21 protein-coding genes are annotated in these 21,422 nt (G+C 36.6%); 13 read left to right on the plus strand and 8 right to left on the minus strand.

Going from position 1 to position 21,422, the window contains the following annotated elements:
- Positions 1 to 57: 57 nt before the first annotated feature.
- Genes COE25_RS11985 through COE25_RS12000 form a run of 4 tightly spaced genes read right to left on the minus strand, consistent with a single transcriptional unit; the run spans position 58 to position 4,927 of the window.
- Positions 58 to 1,104 (minus strand): YheC/YheD family endospore coat-associated protein, encoded by a 1,047-nt coding sequence (locus tag COE25_RS11985; protein WP_098932813.1) that lies wholly within the window; start codon positions 1,102 to 1,104, stop codon positions 58 to 60.
- Positions 1,101 to 2,465 carry a YheC/YheD family endospore coat-associated protein gene (locus tag COE25_RS11990; protein ID WP_098932814.1) on the minus strand — a complete coding sequence of 455 codons (1,365 nt, stop codon included), beginning with the start codon at positions 2,463 to 2,465 and terminating at the stop codon, positions 1,101 to 1,103. The genes COE25_RS11985 and COE25_RS11990 overlap by 4 nt, the downstream gene beginning before the upstream one ends.
- Complete coding sequence (locus COE25_RS11995) at positions 2,443 to 3,546, minus strand: YheC/YheD family endospore coat-associated protein (RefSeq protein WP_098932815.1); 1,104 nt, start codon at positions 3,544 to 3,546, stop codon at positions 2,443 to 2,445. The genes COE25_RS11990 and COE25_RS11995 overlap by 23 nt, the downstream gene beginning before the upstream one ends.
- A 1-nt stretch (position 3,547) precedes the next feature.
- The gene (locus COE25_RS12000) at positions 3,548 to 4,927 is read right to left on the minus strand and encodes a YheC/YheD family endospore coat-associated protein (RefSeq protein ID WP_179195734.1); all 1,380 of its coding nucleotides are present in this window, start codon (positions 4,925 to 4,927) and stop codon (positions 3,548 to 3,550) included.
- A 195-nt stretch (positions 4,928 to 5,122) separates the two neighbouring features.
- Between COE25_RS12000 and COE25_RS12005 the strand changes: the two genes are divergently transcribed.
- The 4 genes from COE25_RS12005 (at position 5,123) to COE25_RS12020 (ending at position 10,136) form a co-directional block, all read left to right on the plus strand.
- On the plus strand, positions 5,123 to 5,470 hold the full coding sequence (locus tag COE25_RS12005; protein ID WP_098932816.1) for a YlbF/YmcA family competence regulator: 348 nt from the start codon (positions 5,123 to 5,125) through the stop codon (positions 5,468 to 5,470).
- 1,007 nt (positions 5,471 to 6,477) lie between these two features.
- On the plus strand, positions 6,478 to 7,347 hold the full coding sequence (locus COE25_RS12010; RefSeq protein WP_098932817.1) for a Cof-type HAD-IIB family hydrolase: 870 nt from the start codon (positions 6,478 to 6,480) through the stop codon (positions 7,345 to 7,347).
- A 221-nt stretch (positions 7,348 to 7,568) separates the two neighbouring features.
- Positions 7,569 to 9,188 carry a long-chain fatty acid--CoA ligase gene (locus COE25_RS12015; RefSeq protein ID WP_098932818.1) on the plus strand — a complete coding sequence of 540 codons (1,620 nt, stop codon included), beginning with the start codon at positions 7,569 to 7,571 and terminating at the stop codon, positions 9,186 to 9,188.
- 156 nt (positions 9,189 to 9,344) lie between these two features.
- A complete protein-coding gene (locus COE25_RS12020) occupies positions 9,345 to 10,136 on the plus strand; it encodes an enoyl-CoA hydratase (protein WP_098932819.1) in 792 nt (263 codons plus the stop codon).
- Between the two features lie 38 nt (positions 10,137 to 10,174).
- Here COE25_RS12020 and COE25_RS12025 read toward each other — a convergent pair whose 3' ends face one another.
- Positions 10,175 to 10,360, minus strand: a complete 186-nt coding sequence (locus COE25_RS12025) for a YhzD family protein (RefSeq protein WP_098932820.1) — start codon at positions 10,358 to 10,360, stop codon at positions 10,175 to 10,177.
- Between the two features lie 122 nt (positions 10,361 to 10,482).
- On the opposite strand from COE25_RS12025, the gene COE25_RS12030 reads away from it, so the two are divergent.
- From COE25_RS12030 to COE25_RS12055, 6 genes are all read left to right on the plus strand, one after another.
- Positions 10,483 to 11,382 carry an ABC transporter ATP-binding protein gene (locus COE25_RS12030; protein ID WP_098932821.1) on the plus strand — a complete coding sequence of 300 codons (900 nt, stop codon included), beginning with the start codon at positions 10,483 to 10,485 and terminating at the stop codon, positions 11,380 to 11,382.
- Positions 11,375 to 12,628 carry an ABC transporter permease gene (locus COE25_RS12035; RefSeq protein WP_098932822.1) on the plus strand — a complete coding sequence of 418 codons (1,254 nt, stop codon included), beginning with the start codon at positions 11,375 to 11,377 and terminating at the stop codon, positions 12,626 to 12,628. The genes COE25_RS12030 and COE25_RS12035 overlap by 8 nt, the downstream gene beginning before the upstream one ends.
- A 174-nt stretch (positions 12,629 to 12,802) precedes the next feature.
- The gene (locus COE25_RS12040; protein ID WP_098932823.1) at positions 12,803 to 14,023 is read left to right on the plus strand and encodes a metallophosphoesterase family protein; all 1,221 of its coding nucleotides are present in this window, start codon (positions 12,803 to 12,805) and stop codon (positions 14,021 to 14,023) included.
- Positions 14,024 to 14,041: 18 nt separating this feature from the next.
- Positions 14,042 to 17,047 (plus strand): AAA family ATPase, encoded by a 3,006-nt coding sequence (locus COE25_RS12045; protein ID WP_098932824.1) that lies wholly within the window; start codon positions 14,042 to 14,044, stop codon positions 17,045 to 17,047.
- Between the two features lie 50 nt (positions 17,048 to 17,097).
- Positions 17,098 to 18,042 carry a 3'-5' exoribonuclease YhaM gene (yhaM, locus tag COE25_RS12050; RefSeq protein WP_088085995.1) on the plus strand — a complete coding sequence of 315 codons (945 nt, stop codon included), beginning with the start codon at positions 17,098 to 17,100 and terminating at the stop codon, positions 18,040 to 18,042.
- Between the two features lie 114 nt (positions 18,043 to 18,156).
- Positions 18,157 to 18,381, plus strand: a complete 225-nt coding sequence (locus COE25_RS12055; RefSeq protein WP_098932825.1) for a sporulation YhaL family protein — start codon at positions 18,157 to 18,159, stop codon at positions 18,379 to 18,381.
- A gap of 45 nt (positions 18,382 to 18,426) precedes the next feature.
- Here COE25_RS12055 and COE25_RS12060 read toward each other — a convergent pair whose 3' ends face one another.
- On the minus strand, positions 18,427 to 19,299 hold the full coding sequence (locus COE25_RS12060; RefSeq protein ID WP_098932826.1) for a peptidylprolyl isomerase: 873 nt from the start codon (positions 19,297 to 19,299) through the stop codon (positions 18,427 to 18,429).
- Positions 19,300 to 19,508: 209 nt separating this feature from the next.
- Between COE25_RS12060 and COE25_RS12065 the strand changes: the two genes are divergently transcribed.
- Positions 19,509 to 19,595 carry a YjcZ family sporulation protein gene (locus COE25_RS12065; protein WP_088085998.1) on the plus strand — a complete coding sequence of 29 codons (87 nt, stop codon included), beginning with the start codon at positions 19,509 to 19,511 and terminating at the stop codon, positions 19,593 to 19,595.
- 35 nt (positions 19,596 to 19,630) lie between these two features.
- A complete protein-coding gene (locus COE25_RS12070; protein ID WP_066251949.1) occupies positions 19,631 to 19,723 on the plus strand; it encodes a YjcZ family sporulation protein in 93 nt (30 codons plus the stop codon).
- 94 nt (positions 19,724 to 19,817) lie between these two features.
- Here COE25_RS12070 and COE25_RS12075 read toward each other — a convergent pair whose 3' ends face one another.
- A complete protein-coding gene (locus tag COE25_RS12075; RefSeq protein WP_088085999.1) occupies positions 19,818 to 19,997 on the minus strand; it encodes a hypothetical protein in 180 nt (59 codons plus the stop codon).
- 242 nt (positions 19,998 to 20,239) lie between these two features.
- Here COE25_RS12075 and COE25_RS12080 point away from each other — a divergent pair, with 242 nt between their 5' ends.
- On the plus strand, positions 20,240 to 20,575 hold the full coding sequence (locus COE25_RS12080; RefSeq protein ID WP_088086000.1) for a DUF1878 family protein: 336 nt from the start codon (positions 20,240 to 20,242) through the stop codon (positions 20,573 to 20,575).
- Between the two features lie 7 nt (positions 20,576 to 20,582).
- On the opposite strand, the gene COE25_RS12085 is transcribed toward COE25_RS12080, so the two are convergent.
- Entirely contained in the window at positions 20,583 to 21,158 is a 576-nt protein-coding gene (locus COE25_RS12085) for an HTH-type transcriptional regulator Hpr (RefSeq protein WP_088090333.1), read from the minus strand.
- Between the last annotated feature and the right edge of the window lie 264 nt (positions 21,159 to 21,422).

Here is a 21,422-nt window from a genome sequence, read left to right on the forward strand (position 1 = left end):
TATTAGCTTAACTTGTTTGGGAGATTTTTTAAATAGAATTTTCTGTCAATTTTTTTATCAGATCTGAAAATTTGAGAGTTGGAAGAATAAGCGGCAAAGTTGCTCAATTTTCTTTTCTTCTATTTCGTGTTCGTCAAAGCTCATGGGTTTGGAATTTACCTCGTAAATATAGTACTGCCCCGTTTTACTTACCCCAGCGTCGATGGAAAATTCACCGAAATAGCCAAATCGGTCAGATAATGCCCTTCCAATATAAGGGATAATTGTTTCGATAAATTGATCATGCTTTTCAGAATGCAAAATTTCATAGGGCAAGAGCCTCCCACCGGAGGGTATATGAGTAGTAATTCCTTGTTCTTGTGATTGCCTAATCCCAATCCCAGTTAAAATGTACTTACCTTCATCTGCGTGGGCAAGGATACGAAAGTCGAAACGATTACCTTCGTATTCAGCTGATGTTATTTCCTCTTGGGCTAGGTAGTTTTTCTCAAGTAGCTCCTTGCCCCAGATATCCCAAAAATGATTAAAGGATTTATAAATTTCCTGAAGATAGATTCCTTCTAATTGAACCTTGGAAGAACCCATCAACTTTAAGCGGAAAATCCCTTTTCCTTTCGATGATTGCGTAGGTTTTAAATATATGCTTATTTGCTTCTGCAGAAAAGTGATCAAGTCCTTTTTTTGCTGGATGAGGATTGTTTGCGGCAAAAAGGTTTGCAAAAACGGATGGGTTTTAAGTAATTCATATAACTCAAATTTATCGATAAAACATGGATTGAAAAAAGGGATATTTTTCTCCTTTAAAATCGAAAAAAAACGTTGGTATTGCTGATTTTGTTCTGACTTTCTGAAAGGAACCCGATTATAAACCAGGTTAGGATAGGGGAATATTTCCTTAACCCAGTGATTTTTATCAGGTGAATAGGTATAGCCAGTAATATGATCTGTATCTACATCTTCCGGAGTAAAGACAAAGCTTATTCCATCAAGTGAAATAAGCTTCTTTTGTAATGCTATAAAAAGCGAGCCATTACCCGCAATAGAACCATTTGATTTTCTCGCTGACATAATACCAATCAGTGGCCCTGCTTGATTGGCTTTCATGTGAATAACTCCTCTGGGTGTAATAATGATTGCTCGGTAAGAAAGACAGCAAACGCAATGGACAATTTACGTGTTAGCAAATCAAAATCTTTCAATTCGGGATGAGCAAAGATGGTCCTTCCAGGTTTGGAATTTGCTTCAAAGAGCCAAACATCTCCATTTCGGTCGATACCTAAATCAAAACCAATCTCACCAATAATGCCTTCTACATTCCTATCCAAAGAACTGCTTAAAAGAAGGGCGGAATGAGAGAGTCTTTCTTTATACAAAGTACGTTCATCCCCTGAGAATATTTCTTCGAGCGTTTTAACATCACCACCGCTTCTTTTATGAGTGGTTACGCTGCCAGGGCCTGCAATTTTCGCTGCAATCGCTGATACATGCCAATTTCCCAGATCATCTTTATTCGTGTGGACGCGAAAATCAATTGGTCTTGATTCGCTTCTGAGTAAATTAATGCCCTGCTGTACCAACATTTTTTCAAGTGATTGATTGGCGAATACGATACCCATCAATCGTTCTAAACTTGAAAATCTCCGCAAACGATTTGTACCACTTTCATCTTGATAGCGGCAAAAATAATCATCGGTGTGCTTGTCATATATTATTTGGTGAACACCTAAACCAAGACTGCCATTTTTAGGTTTAATAAAAACATGGCCATGGGTAGAAAGCATAGTCTCGATTGAGGAGAAGGATGTAAATGGCAGTGTTTCTGGTAGGAAGCTTGCAACTATGTCATCTTGAATAAGCCTTTCATGAATATCAAGCTTGTTAAAAAATCCAGGATTATACCAAGGAATAAGGTATTCCTTTTGCAAGCGGTCACGCACCTTAATTAATTTTGGGTTATTTTCACTTCTCCGATTGGGCAGCCGATCATAAATAACATTAGGAAAAGGCACTTCAAGCGTCTCCCATGCATTATTTTGAAAAATGTACCCTTCTATGATTCCTTGGTCCCAATCAATATGCTGTTCTCCAAATACAAAAGGTAAAGCACCCACCATTTTATTAACGGATAGAAGTTTTGAAAAGAACAATGTTCTTTCACCAATAGGTTCCAAAGGCAGTGAGGTAAATCCCGCTGTGAAAATACCTACAAGTGGACCGATAATAAGACTATGGTTATTGAAAAAGACATGAAGTGGAGTGTTGAAATTAGGAAAATGGAGTGCTTTTTGAATTTTTCTGCTTATCGAAACCCGGTCATCCTTATCAGGATGAGGAATAAAATCAACTTCTATGGATCTCGAACCAAAGGCAATCCTTGTGATCTCTTTATCTTTAAGAAATGATGGAGGACAGAAAACAATTAATTGATCATTTTGAGCAACTTCAATGAGATAATGTTTTCTCATAATAGCTCTTCCTTTCTTTTGAATCTATCAGGGTTAAGTGTTTCCCGTAAAGCAATGGGGCTAGGTTCAGAGAATCTTTAAGGTCTGGTTGAGTTTGCAAGAGCACTTTTCGCCCTGGTTTCGAATTTACATCCAAAATCCAGATTGAACCATTTTTCGCGATGCCAATATCTACTCCGAGTTCAAATAATGGTAAAAATGCATTTTCAAGAAGTGGAGGAAGATTGGTGAGAATGTATGTTAATTCTTGATTAATATATTCCCTAGTAGCAGGTGGGAGAGAAGGTGACCAATCGGCAAAGGGGAGGACGGTCCCACCAGCACTTAAATTTGATAAAATACCGCCAGTATTTCCTCTACGAATCCCTCTTCCTAATTCGCTCCATTTCCCATCCATATTTTTTTGCAGTAGGACGCGAATGTCGAAGGGCTGCAGTTCATTATTTGATAATTCAAGATAAGGTTGCAGTAAGTATTGACGATTACAAATGAGCGATTGTAACCACTGGGTTAGCTTCGTTTCATTTGGGAAAATCCGTGAAATAATCTTCTTTTGTTTTTCAGTTTTAACATGAAAGGATTTTTCATTTTTTTTCAAATAGTAAATGCCATTCCCTTGCGATCCGTTAATGGGCTTTAAAATAATCCTTTTCTTTGTTGTTAATTCATTTAATACGATGTTAGTATCGGAAACAGATTGAGTTACAGGTAAGTAAGCCGATAAAACTGTTTTTCTTAATTCTTCATAGAGTTCTAGTTTATTTGGCAGCCCATATCCTAAAAAGGTTATGTCAGTTCTGGTCTTTAGCCAAGATACAATCGGAATGCATTGTTTGGAATGCTCATCATCACCGTAAAAACAACGGTCATAAATAATCGTTGGAATGTGAAATTCACTGTCGACCCAGGATTTTGTAGTTAAATTAAATTTTTCCCCTTTTACTTGAAGTGTCAGCGGATCTATTTTTGAAGGGATGAAGCGGTAGCATTCCATCCCACAGGATTCTGCAAGGTTCGCGATTTCGTTTATATAGGACTGTTCACTTTCCATGCTAACTGTCATTATTCCAAATGCAATCAATTTAATGATCCTCCTTTACAATTGTAGATTCAAATGCAAGCAACGTACAAAATTGGATGAGCGCCTTAGCAGACGGCCTAATTTTTCCTAACCCATCCTCAAAGTTTTTAGAAGGTTTAGAGTTTACTTCTATTATCCACAGCTGTCCCTCTTGATCGACCCCGATGTCGATCCCTAATTCTCCGGTTATCCCTGTTGAAGAACCACTAATAGTCGAAGCCGTTTCAAGCGCTAATTTCTTCATAAGTGCAAACACTTCTACAGATTTTTTTTGGTCGAAACAGGTACGTAGAACATTTAAGGGTTTGAGGATTCTCCCGCCCCTAGCGATGTTAGAAACGAACTCATCTTCCGCTGCGACCCTTGCCACAATCGAGGTAACTTGCCAATGGTTGTTTAGAGTTTTGTGACACAAAACTCTAAAGTCCATGGCACAGGATTCATAAGTAACTAACTCTATCCCCTGTTGAATTATATAAAAACGATTATGAAGTATTTGCTTTATAAGTTGGTGGACTTCATCTAAAAGATAATTATTTCTAGATCTATCGTTAAGAGCAGCGATAGAGGTTTGTAAAGAGAATTGGCTATCTTCTTCCTTTTTCAATTTCATAATATTTCTGCCTTGACTGCCATGAACTGGCTTGATAAATACCGTTTCAAATTCTTGAGTAAGTTCATATAAGTGTTCTTTTGTATAAATTTTGGTTTTTGGTAAAAACGGAAAAAGATGTTTCTCATGAAATATTTGATTATATACTTCCCATTTTGAAAGAAAGCGTTCATTAAAAAGTGGGATCAGCAAGGCTTCAAGTTTATTACGGAAATGCTTGAATGGCTCAGAGTGTTCAAGTTTGCGGGAATGGATTCGATTGTAAATTACATCTGGCAAGGGATGTTCAAAAGGACTCCATTTCCCATTTATAAGGTAATACCCACGATTTAAAAATTGATCATAGGAAAAAACATAAAAAAAGCCGCCAATCTCGGTAATTCCATGATGAAGCTCCTCGCAAAAAGCGTGAATAGAACGAAAATGGGGTTCCTCTTCCTCATTTGAAGGGAAATCAGTTAATAGTCCAATCACAGGCCCAAGCTCAAGTGTAAGTAAATCAGGATGATAGATAGCCTGAAATTTATATTCCTGAATGGGGAGACAAAAATCTTTTAAGATATTTTCGGGTATAAGCATCATATTTGGGTCCATTTCAATCGTTTTGACTTTTGTTTTTATCGTCTTGTGTCCTAATTTGATATTTAAGTCAAGGTTATGATTCACTAGTAAATTGGTAAACAATTGGTTGGACATTTGCACAAAGCAGTCATTTTTATTTTTTTGTTTCCTTGGTTTAATCGTTATTGGAGTTATTGGAAAAAACATAAGCATTCCTCAATTTCTACCTAGAGCTTATAGGCATTAGTTGATATAGTAATGTATGTAACATTAATCTAGATGGTGATATTAACATTCTCGCATTTAAGTGAATAGTTTGTTATAGTTGATTCAGAATAGAAAAGCGGAAGCGCCCGTTTAGCGGCGCTGGAGCTAGACATCATTAAAAAGGAGTGAGTACTAGTGGCAGTTAATTTATATGATTCCGCCTATGCATTAGAAACAGCCATTCGTCAAAGTGAAGAATATACCCAACTACAGCAAGCTTATAAAGAGGTAAATGCTGATCCAGCAGCAAAACAAATGTTTGATAAGTTCCGTCAAATCCAAATGGACCTGCAACAGAAACAAATGATGGGGCAGAATATATCAGAACAAGAGGTCCAACAAGCACAATCAACTGTTGGACTCGTTCAGCAAAATGAAAAAATTGCTCAGCTTATGCAAGCGGAACAACGGATGAGCATGGTTATTGGGGAATTAAACAAAGTGATCATGAAACCATTAGAAGACCTTTATGGAAAAATGTAAACTCAGTTAGAAAAGCCTTGGGAAAAGTGACCGAAGGCTCAGGTTGTCGAAAAACTTTCGATAGCCTTTTCTTTTATTCCCTTTCTTTAATAATTCACCGCGTTAATTTGTAATAATAATAATATATAGATTTTCAACTAGTCTGTTGATTTGCGCTCCAGGCGCGTGCGGTTCGCGGGCGTGCCGGGGAGCCTCCTCGTCGCTTTGATCCTGCGGGGTCTCCCCTGCCCCGTACTCCCGCAGGAGTCTTCGCGCCTTCCGCTCCAATCAACGGTGTAGTATTCAATTTAAGCTCTTCAACTCATCTAAAAAATACGCTCTTTTCTAAAAGAATTTGCTTCTTAAACTCTCTCATAAAACACGAGATTCGCTCATAAAAGCTCATTATTCGCTCATTGAAGCCCAATATTCGCTCATAAAACTCTAAAATTCGCTCATTGAAGGAAAAAGACGATTAATATATCATGAATGTTCAAATGCTGAAGTGTAATTTTACACAAAATATCCTCTTTAATTATCTGATCATTAATTTATAACAACATTATCTTCTAAAACAGCCAAAAAATATTAAGAATAAGTGTGAAATCAATGTTTAAGCCAAAAGAGTTTTGCCAAAGTGAATATGAATTTGTGTCTATTGATGTACTTATATCAGAAGATTTAGTTGGGCTAGAAAAAGAATGTTGCAATGCTTTAGGTTAATTTGCCTCCCTGTTGATTGGAGCGGAGGGCACTCGACTCCTGCGGGACAGAGAGGTCACGGGGAGACCACGGAGGCGCCAAAGCGCCGAGGAGGCTCCAGGACCTCCCTGCGGAAAGAGAGTGCCCGGAGCGGAAATCAACAGGCCAGTTAGCAGGGACAATCAATTAATAATTTCAGCCCTACCATGACTATGCTTTGGTCAATATGCCTGCAAGGTAAAGCTTCCGCTTTTCTGTTCTATAAATGCCTAAAAAATCATAAAAGTGATATAAAGGCTAATTCACCAAGAACAGGGGGCAACGTAATGATTTATCGCTTGCTTGCTTTAAATATTGATGGCACACTTCTTCAAACAAATGGGAAAATCCATAAATCAACAAAAGAGGCAATCGAATATGTTCAACAAAAAGGGATCTATGTCACACTCGTAACATCAAGGAGTTTTCCTTCTACAAGGAAAGTAGCGAAGGCCTTAAAAATAAAATCACCATTAATCACTCATCAAGGCGCTTTTATTGCCAGTTCAGAGGACAAACCAATTTATGTGAAAAGGATAAATGAAGATATAACCTATGATACAGTGAGCTTCTTAGAGGCCCTGCCATGTCAAATACGTCTAGTCCACGAACAATTTTCATTAGCAAATAAATTAAAATTAAATAATAATTTGTTGGCTAAAACCGTTTTTACCTCAGGAGATCCAGTCTTCTATTCGCAGCAATTTGTTTCATCACTATCGGAATATTTACATGACCAACCAGTGAGCCCCCCTAAGATTGAAGTATATTTTGAAGAAGAGAGTGACCTTCAAGATGCCAAAAAGGCGCTTAGAAAAATGTTTACGGAGATTGAATTGATTGAGCTTGACTCGTTACGGTTAGATATTGTACCCGTGGGTGTTTCAAAGTTATCAGGGTTATCCTACCTAGCGAGCCAACTTGGAATCCATCGAAAAGAAATGGTCTATATCGGTGATGGTCTAGATGATATTCCATTGCTTGAAGCTTTAGGTCTTGGAGTATCAATGTGGAATGCCGATTTCGAAGTAAAGAGAGCATCCGATTGGGTTACCAGGTCAGAGAATGAACATGGTGTTGCTTATATGGTCAAAGAACATTTTAGAAAGCAGCAACCAATTGAGTTTTTAAGAAGGATGAACATTATTAAAAAATAACCCTTGTAAAGATATCAGTGGCAGTGCCGTTGATATCTTTTTTGTTTTGAATTATTTATCCAGAATAACTTCTACTATATGAATTTATTTTATGGGATTTTTCGTGTAATCTCGTTTCTTATAAAGGAATAATCTATCGCAATGACGAATAATTTATAAAGTTGACCATATTTTTTGTATTCAATTAGGTAAGCGCTTTCATATTAGGAGGGGATATATCTATGATGCAAACCGCTTTAACGATGACACAAATGATGGAAAGGGCAGAAAAGTATTTTCCAAAGAAAAAAGTTGTATCAAGGACTGCAAGTGGCATCCATACATTTACTTACAAACTAATTGCTGAAAGAACAAGAAGGCTTGCAAGCAGCTTGGTAAAGTTAGGCGTTTCAAAAGGCGAACGGATCGGAACACTGGCATGGAATCATCACCGCCATCTAGAAGCTTATTTTGCTATTCCGTGTATGGGGGCTGTTTTACATACAATAAACATTCGCCTTTCCCCACAGCATATTTCCTATATTATCAATCATGCAGAAGATAAGATTCTCCTCGTTGATTCAGACATCCTTCCATTGCTCGAAAAATGTGCCTCTGAATTGAAAACCGTTAAAGCTTTTATCATTATGACCGATGAAAAAGAACTACCTAAAACAACACTCTCCCCAGTCTATCATTATGAAAGTCTATTATCCGAAGCCGATCCTACTTACCAATATCCTGATGATATTGATGAAAATGATCCGGCTGGAATGTGTTACACATCGGCTACTACTGGTAATCCAAAAGGAGTGGTATATTCACATCGAGGTATCTTTCTACATAGTATGGCTCTTGGACTTGCCGACAGCGCAGCTTTAAGTGAAAAGGACATTGCACTCCCAGTGGTCCCAATGTTTCATGCCAATGCATGGGGGATGCCATTTGCAGCGGTCTGGTTTGGAACATCGCTTGTTTTGCCAGGCCCATATTTCACACCTAAATTGATTGCAGAACTCATTGAACAGGAACGAGTAACAATAACGGCTGGGGTTCCAACCATTTGGCTTGGATTATTAAAAGAACTAGATGAAGGATCCTATGATATGAGCAGTTTAAGAGGGGTATTATGCGGCGGGTCTGCAGCACCTAAAGGAATGATTAAATCCTATGAACAACTGCATAAGATCCCATTCATGCATGCCTATGGGATGACAGAAACTAGTCCCTTAGTTGTTATTTCAAATTTTAAAAGCTATCAAGAAGAGTTAGATGCAGAAGAAAGACTAGAAATAAGAGCCAAACAGGGAATTCTTGTCCCAGGCTTAGATTTAAAAGTGGTTGGTAAAGATGGAGAGGTCAAATGGGATGGTAAAGAAATGGGCGAATTGTGTATCAAGGGTCCATGGATTGCTTCTGAATACTATAAAGATGAACGGACAAAGGATGCTTTCCGTGAAGGCTGGCTTCATACTGGGGATGTTGTTACAATCGATGAAGAAGGTTTTGTCAAAATTGTCGACCGCACAAAGGACTTAATAAAGAGCGGGGGCGAATGGATATCTTCGGTTGATTTAGAAAATGCATTAATGGCACATGAGGCTGTTTTTGAAGCGGCGGTTGTTGCTGTACCACATGAGCAATGGCAAGAACGTCCAATAGGCTGTGTCGTTTTAAAAGAGGCATATAAGGGGAAAACAACGAAAGAAGAGCTATTGGATTTTTTAAAGCCGCAATTTGCAAAATGGTGGATTCCTGATGATATCCTCTTCCTAAATGAAATTCCTAAGACATCGGTTGGTAAATTCCTGAAGATGACTTTAAGGGATCAAGTGCAAAAAGATATGATTCGAAAAGCATAAGTAAGGAGGACAAGGGATATTCCTTTGTTCTTTTGGCTGTGCATAAGAATAAAAAATAAGATGTGGAAAATTCACTATATTTAAAAAACTTTTATTTATTTATCCCATCAATTCCTTATATAATGGAATTGATGAAAGAGGATGGGAGGGTTTGGCATGTCGATAAATTTTATTACCGATAAGGTGCATGTGAAGATTGCTGGCCGTGTTGCAACATTAGAAATGAATAGACCCGACGCTTTAAACGCAATGGACTCAGATATGATTAGGGGGCTTGTCTGCAAGCTTAAAGAAATCAGTGAATCCGATGAAATTGATATTGTTGTAATAACCGGAAAAGGTAGAGCCTTTTCAGCCGGCGGTGATATTAAAACAATGATTTCTAGCATGAATGAAAATGAATTTTATCCAGTCATGGATAGCATTAGCGAGCTTATTATTACTCTTTATAGTATGCCAAAATTAACGATTAGCGCTGTATCAGGGGCAGCAGCAGGCTTGGGATTCAGCCTAGCATTAGCTACAGACCTTATCATTGCCGAAAAGACTAGTAAGTTTGCAATGAATTTTATCGGAATTGGTTTGATTCCTGATGGAGGTGCCCATTTCTTTTTAGAGAAAAAATTAGGAGAAGCAAAAGCGAAACACGTAATCTGGGACGGTAAAATGATGAATGCTGCTGAGGCATTGGAGTTGGGGTTAATTGAAGAGGTAGCCACTGGAACGCTTCAGGAGACATTAGATGCTAGAATCGCAGATTGGTTAAGCAAACCGGTTCAAGCAATGATAAAAACAAAAAAAATATTAGCAGACATGAATCGTCCATATTTACTAAAAATATTAGAATTAGAAAAACTCTCCCAACAAAAAATGCGTGAAACGATTGACCACCAAGAAGGAATTCGAGCATTTATTGAAAAAAGGCCACCTAGATTTATAGGAAAGTAAACAAAGAAGCCACCCGGCTTCTTTGTTTTTTAGCCTTTTTAAGAATGAAACAGTAATAACTTTCCACTTGGCGAGGTGCAGCGATGTGTACGTTCTAATAAGTTTTTTTCAGTTAACATCTTTTCGGCTAATTCTTTTGCAGCCTCATCATGTTCAGCCTGAATAGATTCGTCTAAAATCTTTTCTCCATTGGTTTCAAATGCTGTTAATTTATAAGTCTTCATTCCACCAACCCCTTAATAAACTAGTGTTACTTAATATTTTCACATAATTAAAAAAAAAGCGCAAAAAGAAAGTGAAACCATTTTATGTAATATTCGTAATTAAATGTAGAGGAGTGTGTGAAATGGGTCTGATACTTGAACATGTTACGAAAAGGTTTGGAGATTTTGCTGCTGTTGACGATTTATCTTTAGAAATACCCGAGAAAGAAATGTTTGGCTTTTTAGGGGCAAATGGAGCAGGAAAAACAACGACATTCCGTATGATCTTAGGTCTACTCGATTCTAGCGGTGGAAAGATTACATGGGACGGGAAGCCGATTGATTATTCTTCGAGTCACTTAGTCGGCTATCTTCCGGAGGAGCGAGGCTTGTATCCAAAACTAAAAGTACGTGACCAAATTGTCTATTTAGCAAGATTAAGAGGGATGCAAAAGACGGAGGCACTTGCAGAATTAAGGTCATGGCTTGAGCGATTTAAAATTCAAGAGTATGAGAATAAAAAAGTCGAAGAACTTTCCAAGGGGAACCAACAAAAAATTCAATTCATTGCTGCTGTCGTACATAAACCGAAATTATTAATTCTCGATGAGCCATTTAGCGGCCTTGACCCTGTAAATGTGGAAATGCTGAAGGAATCAGTTTTATCCTTAAAAGAAAGTGGAGCAACCATCGTGTTTTCGAGTCACCGGATGGAACATGTAGAAGAAATGTGTGAGCATCTTTGCATTTTACACAAAGGAAGTCCAGTGGTCCATGGTTCATTAAAAGAAATAAAGCGGTCGTTTGGTAAAAAGAACTTGGTTATTCATGCTGATTTTTCGTTAGATTCCTTAAAAAGTTATCCTGGTGTTGTTAAGTCAAAACCTACTATGGAAGGAATTCATCTACAAATTGAAGGAGAGTACATAGCCGAAAAAATTCTTAAGGAGATAGTAAATCAAGGGTTTATTCGGAAATTTGCTCTTGAAGAGCCTTCTTTAAATGATATTTTTATTGAGAAAGTAGGTGACTCTTATGAATAGTTTTTGGATTATCTTGTTCCATACTTATATAAACAAATTAAAAACAAAATCTTTTATCATCACAACCCTTTTAACGGTTGTAATCGTCTTAGTCTTAACTAACTTATCAAATATCATTGATATATTTGATAAAAATGATGGGAAAGAAATGGTTGTTGTTTTAGATGAAACAGGACAATTATACAAACCATTGGAAAAACAAGTTAGATCAATTAATAAAAATATTAAACTGTCTCTTTACGAGGGCAGTGAAGCTGAAGCTGAAAAAGCGGTAGAACAGGGAGATTATCAAGGAATTCTTCTGCTCAGTTTCAATGATGAAAAACTGCCAGAAGCACAATTTAAAGCCATGAGTATTGCTGATTCAGCCTTGTTTACTGATCTTCAAACGAGCCTCCAGCAATTAAAAACAATGCTTGCAGCTTCTCATATCAATCTGACACCTGTCCAGCTTCAAAAGCTTTATGAACCCGTTTCTTTTGAGAAAATTGCTCTTGAGAAGAACGCAAAAACTGAGGAGGAATTAGATCAAGCAAGGGGTCTTGTCTACGTCTTGCTATTTATCATTTATTTTTCAGTTATTATGTATGCAAATATGATTGCGATGGAAGTTGCGACAGAAAAATCTTCAAGGGTAATGGAAATCTTAATCTCAAGTGTCTCACCGATTACGCAAATGTTTGCAAAAATAATCGGAATAGGTCTTTTAAGCCTGACACAACTTGCTGTATTCCTGTCTGTAGGCTATTTCTCGTTTAAACAAAATATGGAATCTTTAAAAGAAGGTTTTTTTGGTGTTTATGGTTTTGGTGATATCCCTGGAGATACGATCGTGTACGCGGTCATTTTCTTTATTCTAGGCTATTTTCTTTATGCAACACTTGCAGCATTTCTCGGGTCACTTGTCAGCAGAATTGAAGATGTTCAGCAAATGATTACGCCAATGACCATGCTCGTTGTTGCTGGATTTATGATTGCTATGTTTGGCTTGGGAAAGCCTGATGCACCGTTCATCACGATAACATCATATATACCGTTCTTTACACCAATGATCATGTTTCTGCGTGTTGGAATGTTGACAATTCCAGTCTGGGAGGCTCTATTAGGAATAGCTATCCTTGTAACAACTATTATTTTCTTAGCGTTATTTGGAGCCCGCGTATATCGTGGCGGCGTCTTAATGTATGGACAGTCAAACTCCTTTAAAGATATTAAAAAAGCATTACAGTTAACTAAGAAAGAATAAAGGTGAACTTTAGCTTTTACCAAGGTTAAAAGTTTGAGCTATTACCAAGGTTAAAAGTTTGAGCTATTACCCCAGGGTAAAAGCTCTTTATTTTTTCATCCCACAATTAACAAGAACGTGCATTCGTATTTCAGAGGTGCTACAATGGAGAAAAGATGAGGAAAGGAATTTTTTATGAAAAAGATATCGTTTATTCATGCCGCTGATCTGCACTTAGACAGCCCGATGGTTGGATTAAAGTATTTGCCGTATAACATCTTTTTACGAGTGAAAGAAAGTACGTTTACAGCCTTAAAAAAGGTTACGGCAGCTGCGATTTATCATCAGGTTGACTTCGTTATATTAGCAGGCGATTTGTTCGATGGTGAGGACCGCAGCTTGCGGGCACAATCCCGCTTTCGGACCGAGATGCAAAAGCTTGCAGAAAAAGAAATTCCTGTTTATATCGTCCATGGTAATCATGATCATTTAAACGGATCCTGGGTTCACCTCGACATGCCACCAAATGTACATGTTTTTAATAATGAGGTAGGAACCAAAGTTTTACATACAAAGAGCGGAGAAATCATCCATCTATATGGCTTTAGTTATCCGACGAGACATGTCTTTGATAGAAAAATAGATGATTATATAAAGAAAGAAGGAGCCGACTTCCATATCGGAATTCTTCATGGAAATGAGAGTTCTGGGGTTGAGCATGATAACTATGCTCCTTTTACAGTTAGTGATTTGCTTCGAAAAGATTTTGATTATTGGGCATTGGGCCATATCCATAAAAGAACGATCCTATCTGATAAACCGCCGATCATTTATCCAGGCAATATCCAAGGTAGAAATAAGAAAGAAACAGGAGTAAAAGGAATTTATTATGTTTCGTTAACCGAACTTGATTTGAAAATGACCTTTTTAGAAACAGCTGATATTATTTGGGAAGAGGCAGTGGTTGATGGATCTTCAGCCAGAAGTTTTCATGAACTATTACAATTATGCCAAACTCAAATCAATAGTGTACGGAAGGAACAGAAGGGGACGCTATTATCTCTTGTTTTGAAAAATATCCAATTAGACGATGAACGGGAAAAAAGAAGCGTCGATGCCGAACTTTTAGAGCTTCTCTTAGAGGATGAAAAAGATGAGGAATCATTTGTTTGGATTGTCGACTTAACCATCACAGTTAGTCAGCAAATAGATAAAGAACAAATGAAAAGGGACGCTAATTTTTATGCAGAGCTCTTTGATACCATTGACCAATATGACGATGTGGAGCATGCTTTGGCTCCATTGTACGAACACCATTTAGGGAGAAAATATTTAGCTCAGTTTACTGCTGCAGAGCAAAAAGAACTAGTCGGAAAAGCAGAGAAGTTGCTTATACAATTACTTTATCAAGCTTAGGGAAGGTGTGAGGAAGATTTGAAAATCCTCGAACTACACATATACGGGTATGGCCAATTAGAGAATGTCCAAATTACCAACTTTCACGATTTTCAAGTTTTCTATGGAGAAAATGAAGCTGGTAAGTCCACAATTATGGCGTTTATCCATGGCATCCTATTCGGTTTTCCTACAAAACAACAATCATTAGTGCTCCGATATGAGCCAAAACATAGTACCAAATACGGCGGAAAAATTAGAATTTATCATGAAAGTCACGGCGGGGCTGTGATTGAACGTGTTAAAGGAAAAGCTGCCGGCGATGTCAAGGTCGTTTTGGACAATGGTAGGATGGGCGGCGAGGAATTACTTAAAGAATTAACTGGAAACTTTGATAAAAGCTTATTTCAAGCTATTTTTTCTTTTAATTTGCATGGTTTGCAAAATATCCATCAAATGAAAAGTGAAGAGATAGGGAAATTCCTATTTTCCGCTGGAACATTAGGAACTGAAAGGTTGTCAAAAACAGAAGGTTTCCTGCAAAAAGAGTTAGATGCGCGCTTTAAGCCTTCAGGAAAGAAACCTTTATTAAATGAAAAGTTACAAGCACTTCATGAAATCAATGAAGAATTGAAAATAGCAGAAGCAAAAAATAAAAATTATTCAAATTTAGTAGAAAAGAAAGAGATGCTCCAGGAAGAACTAACCGGAATAAACGGGTCTATACAGGAGCTTGGGACAATGATTGAAAAACTAAATGAATGGAAAAGGATCGAATCCACCGTCAAGGACGAAAAGTGGACATCGAAGGAGCTAAAGGAACTAGGAGAGATTGGGTTTCCGGCACGTGGTATTGAACGGGTCGACAACATAAATCAACTCATCCATCCTTATCGTGCGGAGATTAACAGTATGACCGAAAGAATTGGAATTTTAAAAAAAGAAATAGCGATGATTCAGCCAGACCATTCTTTTCTAAAAAACGAGCCGGCTCTTCTTTCCCTGCTTGACCAAGTCCCGCTCTTTGAGCAATTAAAGCAGGAGAAACTGAAATGCGAAACGAAACTTTTAGCTATTGAAGAAGAGCTTTCTATAACTAAAGAAAAGCTTCATTTAAATTTAAATGAGGAAAATATCTTTTCTATTAATACAAATATTTATATGAAAAACCAAGTTGATGTAGTTTCTCGGAAAGTTCAAAGGCTAGAAGAAGTAAAGGAAGAATTAGAAAATCAATATCAAGAAGAAAAAGGCAATTTAGAAGAAATAGAAAAAGAAGTCCGACTAGCAGAGAGACATGTTCTAACTATACAGGAACGGTTGCGGCTTGAAGAGAAGTTAGTTTCGGGAAATGATAAGAAGAGCATTGAAGGAGAACTAAGGGCCTTACAAGACAAAATAGAATTCTATCAACAGATAAATGAACGAGATAAAGCTACTTCAGCAAAGCAAGATAAGCAGAAGAAACTTCAGTTTTATCTTTTTGAGTTTATTCTAGCTGCTGTAACACTTTATGGCATACTTTCAAAGCAATGGTTTTTAGTTACTTTAGGTTTACTAGGGTGTATTTTAATAGCCATTTTTATGACTAAAACGAAGAAGCAATCGAAGGAAGTAGACCTAAATCAAAGATTAAACGGTTTACGAGAAAAGGAAAAAGAGTTAACGAAAATACTCCAATCAGCTGAATATATAGAAATAACAAATCTTGAGGAGCAGTTAGAGCTTGATAACCAGAGGAAAGAAGAACTGCAAATAGTAAAAATGAAGTTAAAGCAGCAGCAAGCTCAATATGAAAAGGTCATTGCAAAATTTGAACAATGGGAATTGGAGTCAGCTCAAAATAAAGAAAAGCTGTTATCAATTAGCAATGAATTAAGGATTCCTGAATATATTGCAAATTCCTTTTTACTTGAAGCATTTGAACTAATTGAACACTATAAGTTGATTTATAGAGAGAAAAAACAATTACATTCAAGAATTGAGCAAATAAATCAGCAGCAGGAAAAAATAATAAAGAGTCTCCATCATTTTGAGAAGCTTTATTTAAATGAAAAAGGTTTAGATTTGTATAATGCTGCCTATGTATTGCGAAACAAGTTGAAAGAAGAACATAGCAAGCTAATAACGAGTCAAGAGAGACTAGCTAAGCTTACCGACCTTGAAGCTGATTTAAGTCAAAAGTCTCAGGAGTTGTCTCATCTGCATTCAGAATATAAAAAACTTATCTCTTCTGCACAGGTGGAAACGGAGCACCAATTTTATGAACTTGGAGCAAAGGCAGAAAAGAAAGTAAAGCTGACTGAAAGATTAGAATCACTGCAGAGCCAACTACAATATTCGATTCTCTCTGAACAGGAACGGGAAAACTTCCTCCAAATGCGACCTAGTGATGAATTACTGACTGAATGTAATCAGGAGGTCCAATTATTACAAGCAAAATTAAAAAAAATTCTGGAAGAACAAGCTTCCATTAAGTATGAAATTCAAGTCCTAGAAGAGGGCGGCATTTATTCAGATATTCTCCATCACTACAAGCAGAAAAAATTTGACTTTGAAGAGGCAGCGAAAGAGTGGTCCGTCTATTGTTTAGCACAAGAGATCCTCTCAGATACGATTGAAAAGTATAAAAATATTCATTTACCAATGATGCTCTCCAAAGCAGAGGAATATTTAATGTTTCTCACTGATGGCAACTATCATAGGATTCACTTACAGGACACAGGATCGGGTTTTTTAGTTGAGCGCAAGGATCGTACTATATTTGAAGCAAATGAACTAAGCCAAGCTACAACGGAACAATTATACGTAGCCATTCGACTTGCCTTTGCAGTTACGTTATATGAGAAACATCTGCTCCCAATTATTATTGATGATAGTTTTGTAAATTTTGATGCAAATAGAACAGAAAAAGTGATAGAACTACTAAAAGGGCTGGAGCGAAATCAACTATTATTTTTCACTTGTCATAAACATTTGCTTCCACATTTCCCAAGGGAAAATGTTCTTTTTTTAGAAAAAGGTGCTGTTCAGATAATTTCATAGAGTGATAATTGGATATGTTATACTCTTACTAGTGGAAAGGACGTGAAATTATGGGTAAAGGAATATTAAAGCATGAAGTAGGGGAACAGGTGGAACTTTTTTTATTAATAAAAAGTTCTACTAAAGGAATTGCAAGTAATGGCAAACCTTTTTTAACACTAATTCTCCAAGATAAAAGCGGGGAAATAGAAGCAAAGCTTTGGGATGTTAATGAAGAGGATGGAAAGAGTTATGCACCACAAAGCATTGTAAAAATACAAGGTGATGTGCATAGTTATCGAGGGAAAAGTCAGCTTAAAATCCGTCAAATTCGCCGTACTGGGCCGTCAGATGGCGTAAAATTGGATGACTTCTTGGAGACCGCTCCACTAAGCCAAGAAGAAATGTCAGGCAAACTCACTCAGTATATTTTTGAAATGAAAAATCCTAATATCCAAAGAATTACACGACATTTAATTAAGAAGCATCAGGCGGCTTTTTTAGAGTTTCCAGCAGCAACTAAAAATCATCATGAGTTTGTGTCAGGACTTGCATATCATGTTGTCAGTATGCTTGATCTGGCCAAATCAATTGCCATGCTTTATCCAAGCCTTGACAAGGATTTACTCTATGCAGGGGTTATTTTACATGATATGGGTAAAGTATTGGAACTTTCCGGTCCCATTTCGACGGTCTACACGATTGAAGGGAATCTGCTTGGGCATATTACGATTATGATTAATGAAATAGGCAAAGCAGCTGAAGAACTCGGTATTTCTGGGGAAGAAGTCCTTATTCTCCAACATCTTGTTCTAAGTCATCATGGAAAAGCAGAATGGGGCAGTCCAAAACCGCCAATGATTAAAGAAGCTGAGATTTTACATTATATCGATAATCTTGATGCAAAAATGAATATGCTTGACCGTGCATTAGAAAGAGTGAAGCCAGGTGAATTTACCGAGCGGATTTTCGCCTTGGATAATCGTTCCTTTTATAAGCCAGTTTTTCATAAATAAAATAACCCTCATTTGGGTTATTTTTTTTGCTTTAAAAGGTAATATGAATAATTTCATTTTAAGGGAATATCATTTAGTAATGGTGGACAACCACTAAGAAAGGAGCAAGAAAAATTGACTATTCCTATTTGGGTATATGCTGTTGTGGTTGGTATTGTAGTGAGTGCACTAATGGCACTGAAAACAGGAAGAGAAGAGCGACTAATGGAAATGGAAAACATTGAGCAGGAAGGCGAGATCTATATGAAACGCCTGGAGAGAGAAAAGGAATTGAAGGAAGAACTTAAAGAAGAACTAAAAGAAGAACTAAAAGAAGAACTTAAGGCAACAGGTGAATAAGAAAAGCGGAAGCGCCCATAGGAGGCGTTCCGCTTTTTTCATTTCTTATTGTGCAGCAGTTGCTGCTCCTGTTTGTGGTTTAAGTGCGTCTTTTAAGTCTTTATCACTAACCTTTACATCAGCAGCCTTAAGTTCACGTTCCATAGCTTTATTAATTTCTTCTGTAGTTAATTTAGAAGATTTTACTTGAGTTTCAATTTCGTTCTTCATTTCTGCGTATGGTTTTTTCTCTTTTTTATCTGTTAATTGGATAATATGATAACCAAATTGTGATTTTACTGGAGCACTAATTTCATTGACTTTTAAAGCATATGCAGCTTTTTCGAAGTCAGGATCCATCTTTCCAGTTCCAAACCAGCCTAAGTCCCCGCCGTTTGCTTTAGAACCTTCATCTGTTGAATACTGTTTTGCCATATCTTCAAATTTTGCTCCACCATCAAGTTTTTTCTTCACTTCATTTGCTGTTTTCTCATCAGCAACAAGGATATGACGAGCCTTTATTTCAGGTTGATAAGTAGCGTAGTAATCCTTTAATTCCTTTTCAGTTACCTTAACGCCTTTCATCGCAGCTTTTTCCTGCATCATACCGAGCTTCATCGTTTTCTTCAAGTCATCTTCGCTTTTATAACCATATTGTGCAAGCGTAGATTCAAAATTTGCACCAAGATCTGTTTTTAATTGGTCGATTTTCGCATTTAATTCCTTATCAGTAACCTTGTATTTCTTAGATAGAACTTTTTCATATACAAGCTGCTGAAGGGCTTGGTCCCCGTATTTATCCTTCATTGTATTGTATAGTTCTTCTTGCGTAACGTTACCAACTTTGCTCTCTGCCACTGTATCAGATCCGCTTTGATTACATGCAGTTAATGCAAGTACTCCACCAGCCAATGAAAGGGCTAATAACCATTTTTTCATGATGAAATCTCTCCTAAACAGTAAATTCTTGTCCACAAACTCTACTATAACATAAATGGGAACTACTGCAAAAATAATAACGATGTTTATTTTTTGAAATTTATAAAAAAGGCAGCCTAAAAATCATTTCAAAAAAAGTGGGAAGTGCCTAAACGAAATGAATACGGTTTGAATAGTATATCGTAGTAAATGAAAAAGGAGGTATTACGATGAGCCATGGAAGTGGAGCTGGCTTTGCTCTAATTGTAGTACTTTTCATACTATTAATTATTGTAGGGGCTTCTTGGATTTGGTAAGACCAAATTAAACATTTATGAATGGAGGTAAATATATGTCTGGTGGAGCAGGTTACGGTGGAGGATTTGCCTTAGTGGTTGTCCTATTCATTTTATTAATTATCATCGGAGCTTCTTGGGTTTATTAATAAAAGTACCAAACTAAAAGCGATGAGAAATGCTCTCATCGCTTCTATTTTTAATGAATACAAATCCCTTCGCTCGCTAAGCATTCTAATTGGATTATGTATATAAAATTTCCAAATATGAAGAGATCAGAAGAATCGTAATTAGGATATTTATGGTACGAAACACCTTATGTTGGTTTTCTTCAGGAATTTCTTTTTGGATACAGAGTGAATTGGTCATTTTATTTACATAAAACAAGATAAAAATAGCGAAGACAATAAAAATGGAGATCATCAATGATTCCCTCCCTGATGTACGTGTTATGATTAATACAATATCAAAAATCACCCAAAAAAGATAGTCAAAAAGAATGGAAGAATGTTAGGCTCTTAATGGATGCATTAACCATTTATATTCTGTCTGGAACACCTAATTAAAAATTTTACCTGATATTATTAAAAATGGTTTACCCAATGTTTTAAAAGGTTAATAATAAACATATAAAAATGTTAAAGTTCTGAAAAGAGGGCAATAGGATGAATGAATATGAATTACTGGAAAGAATAAACTTGCTTGAATATCATCAAAAGCTATTATTAAAGTTGCTTAATGATCCAAAGCTTGAATTATATAAACTAATAATTGAAAATGGGATTACCGAACAGGAAATAGAGAAGTTTTATTCTTTATGTGACAAAATGAACCTAAAAATGGAAGAACAAAAAGCGGAGGGGTATGTGTACTTCCATCCGCTTTTTCATGAATTATCTGTATCATTACCATCTACGCTAAATATAAGAGAAGTAATTAACGCGTGTTTAACGCAAAAGCTTTACTTACCCCTTTTTCAAGAGATGGTAAAGTACTTATAAAACAATATTAAACGAGTTCTTGTTCAGTATTTTTTGATTTTCTTAGCTTACCATCTTCTTCAACAAACCTACTTTCAATATTATGAAAGGAACGTTCAAAGATTTCCATGAAATCTTCCCCATAAATGTTTCGGACGATTGCCATCATTTCAACAATCTCTGGAAACTTGCCGTATAAGTCACGAAGCGGCAAAGCACCAGAAAATACAGCATTGCCATTTGGCTCATAGGTTTCCATTAGTTGAAGTAAAATCTCGTCACCCTTTTCAGTAAGCTGGATATAAGTATTACGTTTGTCATTTTCCTTTTTTGAAAATTGAAGCAAACCTCGTTCTTCTAACTTTTTCGAAAAGTTAAATGCTGTTGAAACATGCATAACCCCGAACTTGGCCACATCCGATATAGAAGCCCCATTTAAATGGTAAGCAATCCATAGAATATGATGTTCATTAATATTTAAATCAAAAGGCTTTATCCATTGCTGCCAATCTTTCTCAATCGATTTCCACAAGGCTTTACTTAATTGTGCAACTCTCTGAGTAAAAATCATCGCTTCCTTCATTGAATATTGTTTTTCAGTCATCCCCATTTTCACCCACTTTATATTTCTCTATTTTCATTATGCCAATAAAGTAAAAATTAATAAAGTATAAATTCACAAAATTTTTAAAAATTAGAATAATATCCTATTGAATTTTAAAAAAATATGCATATTGTTGAAAAGAATCATATGTTTTGACTAGATCCACCGAAAAATAGCAACATTTAGAAAATTCACTCTAAAATTTTGTTTAAAGAACAGTTTCCAGTCATCCCTTTATTAACTTATTAGACCCTGTTCATAGGA

Source organism: Bacillus sp. AFS031507 (assembly GCF_002584635.1).
Taxonomy (GTDB): Bacteria; Bacillota; Bacilli; order Bacillales; family Cytobacillaceae; genus Neobacillus.